General features: G+C 61.5%; 14 protein-coding genes. 12 read left to right on the top strand and 2 right to left on the bottom strand.

The features are described 5' to 3' along the window. The first annotated feature begins 127 nt into the window (after positions 1–127). Positions 128–955 (top strand): type I methionyl aminopeptidase, encoded by an 828-nt coding sequence (map, locus tag OOJ09_RS11600; RefSeq protein WP_269905349.1) that lies wholly within the window; start codon positions 128–130, stop codon positions 953–955. A gap of 45 nt (positions 956–1000) precedes the next feature. After that, positions 1001–1759, top strand: a complete 759-nt coding sequence (gene radC, locus OOJ09_RS11595; protein ID WP_269905348.1) for a RadC family protein — start codon at positions 1001–1003, stop codon at positions 1757–1759. Between the two features lie 56 nt (positions 1760–1815). Here the strand turns inward: radC and OOJ09_RS11590 are convergent, their stop codons facing one another. Beyond that, on the bottom strand, positions 1816–2481 hold the full coding sequence (locus OOJ09_RS11590; protein ID WP_269905347.1) for a TetR/AcrR family transcriptional regulator: 666 nt from the start codon (positions 2479–2481) through the stop codon (positions 1816–1818). A gap of 61 nt (positions 2482–2542) precedes the next feature. Here OOJ09_RS11590 and OOJ09_RS11585 point away from each other — a divergent pair, with 61 nt between their 5' ends. From OOJ09_RS11585 to OOJ09_RS11560, 6 genes are all read left to right on the top strand, one after another. Then, positions 2543–3439 carry a class I SAM-dependent methyltransferase gene (locus OOJ09_RS11585; RefSeq protein ID WP_269905346.1) on the top strand — a complete coding sequence of 299 codons (897 nt, stop codon included), beginning with the start codon at positions 2543–2545 and terminating at the stop codon, positions 3437–3439. 84 nt (positions 3440–3523) lie between these two features. Next, complete coding sequence (locus OOJ09_RS11580; RefSeq protein ID WP_269905345.1) at positions 3524–3907, top strand: hypothetical protein; 384 nt, start codon at positions 3524–3526, stop codon at positions 3905–3907. Positions 3908–4051: 144 nt separating this feature from the next. Next, a complete protein-coding gene (locus tag OOJ09_RS11575) occupies positions 4052–4558 on the top strand; it encodes a hypothetical protein (RefSeq protein ID WP_269905344.1) in 507 nt (168 codons plus the stop codon). 223 nt (positions 4559–4781) lie between these two features. Beyond that, a complete protein-coding gene (locus OOJ09_RS11570; protein ID WP_269905343.1) occupies positions 4782–5537 on the top strand; it encodes a dienelactone hydrolase family protein in 756 nt (251 codons plus the stop codon). Between the two features lie 122 nt (positions 5538–5659). Further along, complete coding sequence (locus OOJ09_RS11565; protein WP_269905342.1) at positions 5660–6688, top strand: OmpA family protein; 1029 nt, start codon at positions 5660–5662, stop codon at positions 6686–6688. Between the two features lie 276 nt (positions 6689–6964). After that, positions 6965–7744, top strand: a complete 780-nt coding sequence (locus OOJ09_RS11560) for a hypothetical protein (RefSeq protein ID WP_269905341.1) — start codon at positions 6965–6967, stop codon at positions 7742–7744. Positions 7745–8025: 281 nt separating this feature from the next. On the opposite strand, the gene OOJ09_RS11555 is transcribed toward OOJ09_RS11560, so the two are convergent. Then, entirely contained in the window at positions 8026–8268 is a 243-nt protein-coding gene (locus OOJ09_RS11555; protein ID WP_269905340.1) for a hypothetical protein, read from the bottom strand. Positions 8269–8272: 4 nt separating this feature from the next. Here OOJ09_RS11555 and OOJ09_RS11550 point away from each other — a divergent pair, with 4 nt between their 5' ends. The 4 genes from OOJ09_RS11550 (at position 8273) to OOJ09_RS11535 (ending at position 12213) form a co-directional block, all read left to right on the top strand. Beyond that, positions 8273–9454, top strand: a complete 1182-nt coding sequence (locus OOJ09_RS11550; protein ID WP_269905339.1) for a carbohydrate kinase family protein — start codon at positions 8273–8275, stop codon at positions 9452–9454. Positions 9455–9526: 72 nt separating this feature from the next. After that, positions 9527–10303: a glutamine amidotransferase gene (locus OOJ09_RS11545; RefSeq protein WP_269905338.1), complete on the top strand. Its 777-nt coding sequence runs from the start codon at positions 9527–9529 to the stop codon at positions 10301–10303. A 118-nt stretch (positions 10304–10421) separates the two neighbouring features. Next, positions 10422–11192 carry an ATP-binding cassette domain-containing protein gene (locus OOJ09_RS11540; protein WP_269905337.1) on the top strand — a complete coding sequence of 257 codons (771 nt, stop codon included), beginning with the start codon at positions 10422–10424 and terminating at the stop codon, positions 11190–11192. 34 nt (positions 11193–11226) lie between these two features. Beyond that, positions 11227–12213, top strand: a complete 987-nt coding sequence (locus OOJ09_RS11535) for an autoinducer 2 ABC transporter substrate-binding protein (protein ID WP_269905336.1) — start codon at positions 11227–11229, stop codon at positions 12211–12213. Positions 12214–12226 lie beyond the last annotated feature (13 nt).

Here is a 12226-nt window from a genome sequence, read left to right as displayed (position 1 = left end):
ATGCAAATATCCAGACTGCCCGGCCGCGTCAGGCAGTTCTTCCTTGAACCTTTTGCCCCCAAGTGCCAAATCTGTCGGGATTTCACCCTGGCTCTTTCAAAGGCCTTCTACCGGCAATACGGACAAAATGATCACCTATCTCGACGCCGCCACGGCACCGCTCAGAAATACCGGCCAGATCCGCCTCTATGGCGAGGACGGCTTTGCCGGCATGCGCAAGGCATGCGATCTCACGGCCCGCTGCCTCGACGAACTGGTGCCGATGGTCGAGCCCGGCATTACCACGGAAGCAATAGACCGCTTCGTCTTCGAGTTCGGCATGGATCACGGCGCGCTGCCGGCGACACTCAACTATCGCGGCTACACGAAATCGTCCTGTACCTCGATCAACCATGTCGTCTGTCATGGCATTCCCGACAACAAGCCGTTGAAGGATGGCGACATCGTCAACATCGACGTCACCTACATCCTCGATGGTTGGCACGGCGATTCCTCGCGCATGTATCCTGTCGGCACCATCAAGCGTGCGGCCGAACGCTTGCTTGAAGTCACCTATGAATGCCTGATGCGCGGCATCGCGGCGATCAGGCCCGGCGCCCGCACCGGTGCCATCGGCGCTGCTATCCAGACCTATGCCGAGGGCGAGCGCTGCTCGGTGGTGCGCGATTTCTGCGGCCACGGCGTCGGCCAGCTCTTCCACGATGCGCCCAACATCCTGCACTATGGCAACGTCAACGAGGGCGTCGAGATGCGGCCCGGCATGATCTTCACCGTCGAGCCCATGATCAATCTCGGGCGGCCGCATGTGAAGGTCCTGTCCGATGGCTGGACGGCGGTGACGCGCGACCGTTCACTGTCGGCGCAGTACGAGCACACGATCGGCGTGACCGATGCCGGCTGCGAGATCTTCACGCTGTCGCCCAAAAAACTCGACCGCCCCGGCCTGCCGGCCTAATCTTGTTCCGCCGGGTCTTTCCGGCCAGGAAATGCGGAGCGGCTTGTGGGGACAGGAAGCGACGACGACGAGCGGAGTTTCTTCTCCGAAGCGCCGATCCGGCCGGCGGCGAAAGCCAGGACGCTCGACGAAAAGCCGCATTATCTCGGCCATCGCGACCGCTTGCGCGAACGCTTTTCCGCTGCCGGTGGGGACGCCCTGCCCGACTACGAGCTGCTGGAGCTCCTGCTGTTTCGCCTGATCCCTCGCTCCGACACCAAGCCGGTCGCCAAGGCGCTGCTGTCGCGCTTCGGCACGCTGGCCGAAGTGCTTGGCGCGCCGGTCGGTCTGCTGCAGGAGGTCAAGGGCATCGGTCCGGCGGTGGCGCTCGACCTGAAAGTCGTCGCGGCGACCGCGCAGCGCATGGCGCGCGGCGAGGTCCGCGGCCGCGAAGTCCTCTCGTCATGGCAGCAGCTTCTCGACTATTGCCGCTCGGCCATGGCCTTCGAGGAGCGCGAGCAGTTCCGCATTCTGTTCCTCGACAAGAAGAACGCGCTGATCGCCGATGAGGTGCAGCAGGTCGGCACCGTCGACCACACGCCTGTCTACCCGCGCGAAGTGGTCAAGCGCGCGCTTGAACTCTCGGCGACCGCGATCATTCTGGTACACAACCATCCGTCCGGCGACCCGACGCCGTCACGCGCCGATATCGAGATGACCAAGGAAATCATCGACGCGGCCAAACGGCTGGGCATCGCCGTGCATGACCACATCATCATCGGCAGGAAAGGCTATTCCAGCATGAAAGGCCTGCTGCTGATCTAGGCGACGACCAATATGCCGACGAAGCCGGGTGGCACCGCTCCGTCATTTCTCCGGCACTACTTTCCTTGACTGTTCGCCCCTAGCAATTGGCTGCAGGCAATGTCGCCGAACCATTGCTCATATGCCTCGGGCGTCCAGCCACGCTCCCCCACAAGCAGCAGCCAGAGATCCGGATGATTGAGCGTCCATAGAATGTCGGCGGCGCGCGTGACGTCAAGATCGGGTCGCAGCGCATTCTTGGCGGCGATCGTCGTGACGATGGCGCGCTGGTTGTCATAGAACGACACTTGGATGCGCCGCCACAGCTTGTCGATGTCCGGGTCCAGAGGTGCCGCGCTGCGGATCACGCCTGTGACCGCGCCAATCCGCTGTTTGACCATCCGCGAGTTGCGAGCGTTGAGGCGAAGCTGTCGCTGCGGATCCGGCTCCTCCATTACCTCGCGATACCATGGCAGGGCGCCGACCGGCGCTGCGTCCTCGGCGCCGCGCAAGAGCAGATCCCACAGCGCGTTCAGCACGCCGCCCTTGGTCTCGAACGCAAGATAGACCGTCTTGAAGGAGACGCTCGCCGCGGCCGCGATCGCGTTCATCGTGGTCGCCCCATAGCCCTGCCCCTCGAACAGCCTTTGAGCCGCTTCGAGGATCACCTTCCGCGTTTCAGCCGCCTGATCACGACGACGTGATGAGTTGTAGCTGCGCTTGGGCTTGACCGGCGCTTTCATTTCGATACAGTCTCACTGTAGTTAATACTCATTACCAGTAATCAATAGCAGGAGACGTCTCATGGACGCCAGAAAAATCATCGGCCAGACGATTGAATCGCCGGGCCCGGCAGGAGGAATCTCCGAAGCCCGTGCGCATCTTCACGGTATGTGGGAAGCCGTCGCGGAGGCATGGGCCAAGCACGCGGACTACATCGATACGCGCGCTGCGGGGATCACTGGCAAACTGCTCGACCTGTCATCACCTCGTCCGGGCGAACGTGTGCTCGAACTGGCTTGTGGCGCAGGAGGGGTGGGCCTCGCGGCGGCAAGACTGGTTACGCCCGGCGGCGAGGTTGTCCTGTCGGACGTCGCCGCAAGCATGACGGCGATCGCCGCCTCTCGCGCTGCAGCTCTTGGCGTCCACAATGTGCGGACGCGAGAACTCGACCTCGAGAGCATCGACGAGCGGGATTGCTCCTACGATGTCGTTCTCTGCCGCGAGGGACTGATGTTTGCCTTCGATCCCGCCAAGGCGGCGCGTGAGATCTTTCGCGTGCTGCGGCCAGGCGGCCGGGTGGCACTGGCAGTGTGGGGACCACGCGAACAGAATCCCTGGCTCAAGCTCATCTTCGATGGGGTGAGCGCACAGACCGGAAAGCAGGCGCCACCGCCGGGCAGGCCGGGGCCTTTCTCGCTCCAGGACAAGGCCAAGCTGGCGGATATCCTCCTCGGTGCCGGACTCGCTGATGTCTCAGTCAGTGAGTTGGCCGTATCCACCCACGCCAACTCCTTCGAGGAGTGGATGGCGAGAACGACTGCGCTGGCCGGACCGCTCGCGGCATTGCTTGCTTCAATGCCCGAGGCCGCAAAGCAAGGTCTGCAGGCCCGCCTGCGTGAGGCGGCTGGACCCTACACGACGTCCACTGGTCTGGACTTTCCGGGCCTGACGCTGCTGGCGTCGGCGCGTCGGAAATAGTCGGACGAACCGCGCGCGCCTCACCGCCGATGTTGGGGAGAGAAGCGTCCGTGTTGGGCACTCAGCAAGATCAAAGGAAGATTCATGGTCCGCATTGACCGCTACTACATCGTTGCAGCTGCCACCTATCTCGTTTCCGGCCTGTGTCTCGGAATCGGCATGGGGATCACTGAGAACTTTCAGTATGTTGCAGTTCACGCTCACATCAACCTGGTTGGTTGGGCTTCCCTGTGCTTGTACGGGCTCGTGGTGCGGGCATTTCCCGAATTGCAGGCATCTAAGCTGGCGCCTTGGCAATTCGCGATAGCGAACCTGGGAGCGATCATGTTTTTGCCCGGCATTGCACTTGCCGTTGCGCAGGTGACGTCCGCGCTCGCAATCGTTGGCGCTTTGATTTGGCTCGCCGGAGCCCTCCTGTTCCTGACCATGTGCATTGGCCTGGTGCGGCGGGGTCCCGAACCCGGTTGACCTCCTTTGCGCTGGCGCCTGCGGCCCCGGCAGAAACGACGTTTGAAATGCTGCGCCGTCGCAAAGTCCCGCATGGCCTTCTCACCGATTCCGCCGTTCCGGCCGGGTCATCATACCCGCAAAACACGAAAGGACCTGAAGACAATGATCCATCACATATCCATCCCGGCCTCCGAACCTCGCCACGTTGCGGACGTCCTCGCCGAGCTCATGGACGGGCGCTGCTATCCCTTCCCCGGACCCGTCTCTGGTGCTTTCATGGCTGTCAGCGGCGACCCGCGCGGAACGATGATCGAAGTCTATCCGCGCGCCATGGTGCTCAAGCCGGGCAAAGGCGGTGACGGCCCCGCCTTTGTCGACACAGTTGAAGCGGGCATAGGTAATCCGCCAGATCTCACGGCGTTTCATGCCCTTCTCTCGGTTCCGCGTGAGCGGGAGGAGATCGAGCGGATCGGCGCGAGAGAAGGATGGCTCACCAAATACATAGGGCGCGGGGCACCTGGCCGGGCACCTGTCTTCCACGTCATCGAGCTATGGATCGAGAACTGGTTCATGCTCGAGGTTGTCACGGAGCAAATGGCTGCTGGCTACGCTGACGTGATCCAATTCCAAAGGTTGGACCAGCATTTTCAACAAAACACGATGGCTTGACGGCTAGGGCACTCCGGTTCCTCCTCGTCAATGGAATGCAATTTACAGGGCGCCTGACATCGTTGCCTGGACAAAACGAGTAGGTTGCAAACTTGGATTTCAGTCATCTTGTGCTCGTAGGTCGACTATGAAGAAATTCGTCTTCGCTTCCGCGCGATGCCGCGGTCTTGCCTTTGGCGTCTGCGCTTTCCTTCTTTCAAACCTCTCAGCAACGGCAGAGCCGGTGACTTTCGCCGGGCAAGGGTTGATGCTGCATGGCGAACTCTTTCGGCCAGACGGTCCGGGTCGGTTTCCGGCCGTCATAGCCCTGCATGGCTGCGCCGGCCTATATGGGCGGCATGGCGATCTAGCGCCGCGCCACGCCGATTGGGCCAAGCGGCTGGTCGCCGAGGGCCATGTCGTGCTCTTTCCCGACAGTTTCGGGTCCCGGGGTGCTGGGCCTCAGTGCAAGGTCCAGGATCGGATAACACGACCGGCAAAGGAACGTCGGGACGATGCTTTCGCGGCCAAGGCCTATCTGCAGGATCGCGAGGACGTCGACCCCGGGGCCGTGTCTCTCCTCGGCTGGTCCAACGGTGGCTCGGCGGTCCTTTATACCGTCGGGCAGAAGCGTCCCGTTCAGGATGGGGGACCGGATTTCGCAAAGGCGATTGCCTTCTATCCCGGTTGTCGCCTCCCTCTCGCACATGGCGATTGGCACGCCCGGATCCCGTTGCTGATCTTGATCGGTGCGGCCGACGACTGGACGCCAGCCAAGCCTTGCGAAGAATTGGCGACACAGGCGCAAGCAGTCGGCGAGCCGGTATCCATTGTCGTCTACCCCGATGCCTATCACGACTTCGATCATCCGAACCTGACGGTTCACGAAACGGCCGACCTTGCCTTCACGGCCGACGGCAGCGGCTCGGCACATACGGGCACCAACCCGGCTGCACGCGCCGATGCAATTCGACGGGTACCCGCTTTCCTGGCGAACTGACGGCCTCGCCACACCTCGTATCCCACCGACACGGCGCACTGCCAGGCAGATGCGCACGGCAGGGTGCTTGCCACCTTCAGATCCAACAGCAAGAAGGTATTAAAATGAAACGAGTCAATCGAGTGAGCATACTCACAAAAATTGCTTACGCCATCATCTTCATCTGGCTATCCAATCCTTCTGCTTCAGCAAATGACATTGCCGGCTGCTCTGACGTTGGCGGCCTAAGGCGGTTTATCGATTCTTCTATCGTCATGTGCGAGAGGCACGATTTTGATACTTATACTCTGCCAACCGGGAAGAATACCGGCTTCGATTTCGATTCAAACAAGGCAGAATTCGAATCCTCGATGAATATCGAGGGTCGCTTGGTTGAGAACGTCTATGCCATCCCTCCCGCTGTTTCCTCGGTCGATGTCTTTCGTAACTACAAGGCGGATCTGGCGGCGAATGGGTACCGGATTCTGTTTCAGGCTGAGCGGGATGCCACGGGTCCCCATCTTGGTTCCTTTTTTGAAACCACGGGTCCCGGCACGCAGATCTGGGGCTATAGCCCCGATCAGGCGCGCTATATCGCGGCTGTGAAGGAAGACGGCGGCGCCAAGACGTACATTGCCCTCTATGTCATCGAATATCAGGACGGCTACGATCCCAATTTCAGTCCACAGAAGGGTCAGGCAATGGTTCGCCTGGATGCGGTACAAGTTGGAGCGCTCGAAGACCGTATGGTCCCGGCTTCGGCTGCCGATATCTCGAAGGATTTCGAGGTTGACGGCAAGGCTGCCCTATACGGCATTCTCTTCGATTTCGACAAAGCGACGATCAAGCCGGAATCTCGACCTGCACTGGATGAGATCGCCAAGTTCCTCCAGCAGAATCCCGCTCAGAGAGTATATCTGATCGGGCATACCGACAGTGTCGGTGGTTTTGATTTCAATATGCAACTTTCCAAGGCCCGTGCAGCCGCTGTCGTCGACGATCTTTCCCGAACCTACCATCTTGAGACCAGCCGAATGATGTCGAGCGGCGTTGGTCTCCAGGCGCCTGTCGCTTCAAACGCAACACAGGAAGGCCGAGCCAGGAACCGTCGCGTCGAGATGGTGCCCAGTGACGCTCAAATGGGGCTGAGCGCCCTTGGTCTACAGCCATGATTGCCACCGATCCGCCAAGCGGCGGCTTCCGCATCGCGCATCTGACTGTGACTATGCTGTCGTCATCGACTTCTCTTGCTTCGGCGCCTTTCCGATAAGCCACTCGACGACCATTGCCGTGCCTCCAGTTGGCAGTCAGGACCATGGCGCCTACGAGTCGGCAGGCTCGCGCATTGAAACCGCATTTGTCTAAAGTTTACCCTGTGCAATTAGCGATTCCTCATACGACGCTGCTATAGCGGTTGGGCGGAGGTGGCGATTCCCCGAGGAGGCACCATGACAAACCGAAAAACTCTGTTCGCGGCGCTTGCCGCATTGGCGCTTCTGGCGTCTCCCGCACTCGCCGGAGCCGGTGGCAACGGGCACGGCGGCGGCAACGGCGGCGGCAATGGTGGTGGCAATGGTGGTGGCAACGGCGGGGGCAATGCTGGCGGCAATGGCAACAGCGGCGCCTCGCATGGCAAGTCGGCGTCGGCGCCAGGGCAGGTGGCCAAGTCGGAAACGGACACGACGACCGACACCACGGTCGACACGACGCAGGTCGCGTCCGTGCCCAACGACAAGAACATCCATGCCAAGCTCGGCCGGCTGAACTCGCTGCAGCGCAACATCAACGCCTATATGCACTCCAAGAGCAAGAAGTTCGCTGCCATTCAGGCGTTTGTCACGCAGTCGGCGAAAGCCAAGAACGCCCAGGCCGCGGCTGATGCGGCAGCCGCCACGGCCGCCGCCGCCCAGGCCCAACTGGATGCCCTGAACGCGCAGCTGACCGCGCTGCAGGCGGACCCGTCCGCCACGGCCGAACAGATCCAGGCTCTGAAAGACCAGATCACTGCTCAGCAGACCGTTGTCGACGCCGACAACGCGGCCGCCGCCCAGGCCCAGGCGGACGCTGCCGCGGCCACGGTCGGTACTGATCAGGCGTCGCTCGACGCGGCACTGACGGATATGGCCAACAAGCCCGTCGACGCCCAGGTCACGGCTTGGGCCCAGGGCGTGCTTGCCGGCAAGATCGACCAGATGGCAGCCGCGATGCAAGCGGGGGCGACGCCGTAGGACATCGCAACCGAAACGGCAGTAGCCAGTCAAGGAAGATGCCGCCGGGCTTTGCCCGGCGGCATCGCTGTTCCTGGCCATCGAAAAGGAAACGGTCCATCACGAACCAACCGAAGAATTGGGCAGCAGAGCGACCAGACACCTCGGTGGAAGCCGTGATGCGTCGAACTGATTTTGACGATCTCGCAAAAGTCACCTTGTCCCGATCGTGGCGCGCCACCTCTAGGCTTGCCCACCAGATCCATCCAACCTCCGCGCAGGCGGCGTAGCCGCGCGATGAATCAGGCCAGCTCCGAACGCTCGATCAGACCTGCCGATTGAATAAAATGCAGAAAATCCGCGTGCACAATCTTTTTGCTGGAAAATTGAAAAACGTTCAATCTTGGAAAGATCAATTCCAGCGCCGGCTGTGACACAGGAAAATCTCCCAAACCAAACGGGAGATATCCAGTTTTTTGGAAGATCATTTCATTGAGGCGTGGCGCATCCGCTGTTACCGTTTGAAACGCTTCAATTGGAACCAAGCAATTGCAACGCAAGCGCCCGACCATAGCGGATGTCGCTCGAACCGCCGGTGTCTCCATCGGTACGGTATCGAACTTCATCAATGGAACTGCCAGCCTCAAGGACGGCACGCGCGACCGCATCGAGAAGGCGGTCGCCGCGCTGATGTACCGGCCCAGCTCGTTTGCACGCTCGCTGCCGGGCCGCGCGCCGCGCAGGCCAAGAAACCTCGATCATCTGCCAAGGCTTCTGGTCGCCGGCCGGGTGAGTGTCGACTTCCTCTGCCGCGTCGACGTGTTGCCGCATCGCGACGACCGGATCACCGCCAGCCACATCGAAAAAGCGTTGGGCGGGCCGGCGGCCAATCTCGCGGTTGCCGCCGCCGGCGTCGGCGCCCCCTACGCTCTTGACGTGGAACTGGCGACGGCAGTCGGCGAGGATCCGGAGAGCGACTGGGCGCTGGGCGAGCTTTCGAAACTGGGCGTCCACGCCTTGCCGATCCGCAGTACGCCCAACAACCGCCTCTCGCAGGCGATCGTGATCATCGAGCGCAACGGCAGCCGCACGATCATCAGCGAACCGTTTGAACTTGGCGAGGTCGACCTGACCGCCAATCTCGACATCCAGCCCGAGCAGCGCCCGGCCTGTCTTCACATCGAAGGCTTTCACTATGAAACGATGACCGCATCCATAGCGCGCTTTCATCAGGCCGGCTGGAAGGTGAGCCTGCATTCGGCCGGCCTTCCCAAAAGCGCGCGCACGCCGGAAATCTTCACGCGGATGGTCAAGCAGATCGACCTGACCTTCATCAACGACGTGATGATGCGGGAGATTTTCGACTTTCGCAGCCGGATGGCGACAATGATCGAAGAGGTGCGGCTGATGCTGTCACGCATCAAGCCGCGCGGAACGGTCGTGCTTACCCTCGGCGAATTTGGCGCGGTCGTCTTTCCGGCAAGTGGCAGTCCGCAGATCGAGGTGCCGGCACTGCCTGTCGACCGCGTCGATGCGACCGGCGCCGGCGACAGCTTTGCCGGCATCTTCCTCAGCCTCTGGCTGCACGGCGCATCGCTGGAAGACGCCGCCCGCCTTGCGGCGATTGGTGCGAGCCTGACGACGACGGTCGAGGGCGCGCAGGGCTACATCGCGGACTTTGCCACATTGAAGGCCGCCGCCTTGGCGAACAGCGCGATGATGGCAAGCTAGATCAATGACTTATCGACTTTGCGACCGACAGCAGACAGCCGCCCCATCTGGCGAAATCAGGAGAACATGACCATGGCGAAAACAAAAGTGCTTCTGGTCGGCGAGAGCTGGGTGAGTTCGGCGACCCACTACAAGGGGTTCGACCAGTTCGGCAGCGTTACCTTTCATCTGGGCGCAACGCCTCTGGTTGATGCCTTGAAGGACAGCGAATTCGATCTCGATTACATGCCGGCTCACGAGGCAGTCGAGAAGCTGCCTTTCACCATGGAGGGCCTGTCACAGTACAAGGCGATCATCCTTTCCGACATTGGCGCGAACTCGCTTCTGCTCCATCCCGATGTCTGGCTGCACGGCAAGACGGTGCCCAACCGGCTCAAGCTTCTGCGCGACTGGACGCTGGCTGGCGGCGGCCTGATCATGATCGGCGGCTACTTCTCCTTCCAGGGCATCGACGGCAAGGCCCGCTGGCATCGCACGGCTGTCGAGGATGCCTTGCCGGTGACCTGCCTTCCCAACGATGACCGGCTCGAAATTCCCGAAGGGTTTCGGCCTTCGATCACTGGCCCCAGGGATCATCCGATCTTTGCCGGCATTGATGGCGAATGGCCGCTGCTGCTCGGCGCCAACGAGGTCATTGCCCGCGATCGGGACGATGTCGAGGTTCTGGCGCGGCTGCCGCGGGACCAGGGCAACCATCCGTTGCTGGTCACCGGACGTCATGGCGAAGGCCGCACCCTGGTCTGGACATCGGACATCGGCCCGCACTGGCTGCCGAACAGCTTTGTCGAATGGCCCGGCTACGCGCGCCTTTGGACCAATGTGCTGCACTGGGTCAGCAAGGCAGTCTAAATGCATGTCGCCCAAGAGTGTGCAGCGGTTTTGGGGCAACGACATGCATAAAAACAAGGGCTTAAAGCGCGTCGACTGAGGGCGCTTCAAGCCAATCAGCAACCGCTGGGGAACCGCTATGACTGCACCCTTTCTTGTCGCCAGGAACATCGGCAAACGCTTCGGCGCGCTGACCGCGCTTGCCAATGTCGACCTGGAAATCCGCTCCGGCGAAGTGCTGGCGCTGCTTGGCGACAACGGCGCCGGCAAATCGACCTTCATCAAGATTCTTGCCGGCGCCCATCCGCCCAGCGATGGCGAACTCGTCATCGAGGGCAATCCGGTCTCCTTTCATTCGCCCAAGGATGCAGCAGCATCGGGGATCGCGACGATCTTCCAGGAACTCGCGCTGTCGGAGAACCTGTCGATCGCCGAAAACGTCTTTCTGGGCCGCGAATTGAAACGCTCCATTTTTGGCATTCCGTTTCTGAAACGCCAGGAAATGCGCCAGCGCGTCGATGGCCTGCTGAAGGAACTCGACGCCCATATTTCCGATCCGGAAGCCCCAGTCGGCAGCCTGTCGGGCGGTCAACGCCAGGCCGTCGCCATCTGCCGGGCGCTCAATCTGAACGCCAGGCTGGTCATCATGGATGAGCCGACGGCAGCGCTCGCCGTCGCCGAGACACGCAAGGTCCTGGCACTGACGCGGCGGCTTGCCGCGCGCGGCTGTGCCGTCGTCCTCATCAGCCACAACATTTCCGAAGTGTTCGAAGTCGCAGACCGGATCGTGGTGTTCCGGCGTGGCCGCAAGGTGGCTGAACGGCTGGCGGCCGAGACCGATCACGAGGAAGTCGTTTCGCTCATAACAGGCGCTCATCCCGACGTGCGGGCGCTCGAAAAAACAAACTGAAACGCACGTCATTTCCAGAGAGGATCAAACCACAATGCTTTCACAGTTCAAAAAAGCGCTCGCAGTCTCCGTGCTGTCACTGGTCGTCGCAACCGCAGCGCATGCCGCCGACAAACACAAGGTCGCCTTCGTCCCGCAATTGATCGGCATCCCCTACTTCAACGCCATGGAAGCCGGCGGCAATCGCGCCGCCAAGGATCTGGGCGTCGATTTCATCTATTCGGGTCCCGTCGACACCAATCCGGTCGACCAGTTGCAGATCGTCCAGAACCTGATCGATCAGGGCGTCGAGGCGATCTCGGTCAGCGTCCTCGATGCCTCCAGCATCGCTCCGGTGGTTGAGAGCGCCAAGGCGAAGGGCATTAAGCTGTTCACCAGCGACAGCGACGCGCCCGACAGCGGCCGTGCCGTCTATGTGGCCCAGGCGACCGACGAAGGCCTCGGCACGACGATCGTCGACGAGCTCGTCAAGCGCGTTGGCGAGGATGCAACGATCGGCATCGTCTCCGGCGAAGCGACGGCGTCCAATCTCAACGCCTGGATCGGCTTCATGCAGAAAGAGGCCGCCGCGAAATATCCGAAGCTGAAGCTGCTCGCGCCGCAGTTCGCCGGCGGCACCGCTGAACGCGCCGCCCAGATCTCCGGCGACCTGATGGCCGCCAACCCCGATATCAAGGCCATCATCGCCGTTGCATCCTCGACATGCCCTGGCGTTGCCCAGGCCATCGAAACCGCCGGCAAGATCGGCTCCGTCATCGGCGCCGGCTATTGCAGCCCGAACACTGCGCGGTCCTACCTGAAGAGCGGCGCCTTCGGCTTCACCGTGCTGTGGGATCCCGAGCAGCTCGGCTATCTCACGGTCTGGGCCGGCAAACAGCTGATCGACGGCAAGAGCTTCGAGGCGGAAAACAAGATTGCCGGCCTCGACAAGCCCGTCACCTATGATGCCGCGAAAGGCATTCTGCTGCTCGGACCGCCGGCTGTCTTCACCAAGGACAATGTCGACAAGTTCAACTTCTGAGCCCTGACATGAA

Source organism: Mesorhizobium qingshengii, from assembly GCF_027563465.1.
GTDB lineage: Bacteria > Pseudomonadota > Alphaproteobacteria > Rhizobiales > Rhizobiaceae > Mesorhizobium > Mesorhizobium qingshengii_A.
The sequence above is the reverse complement of the archived record's forward strand: the minus strand, read 5'-3'. Positions and strand labels throughout refer to the sequence as shown.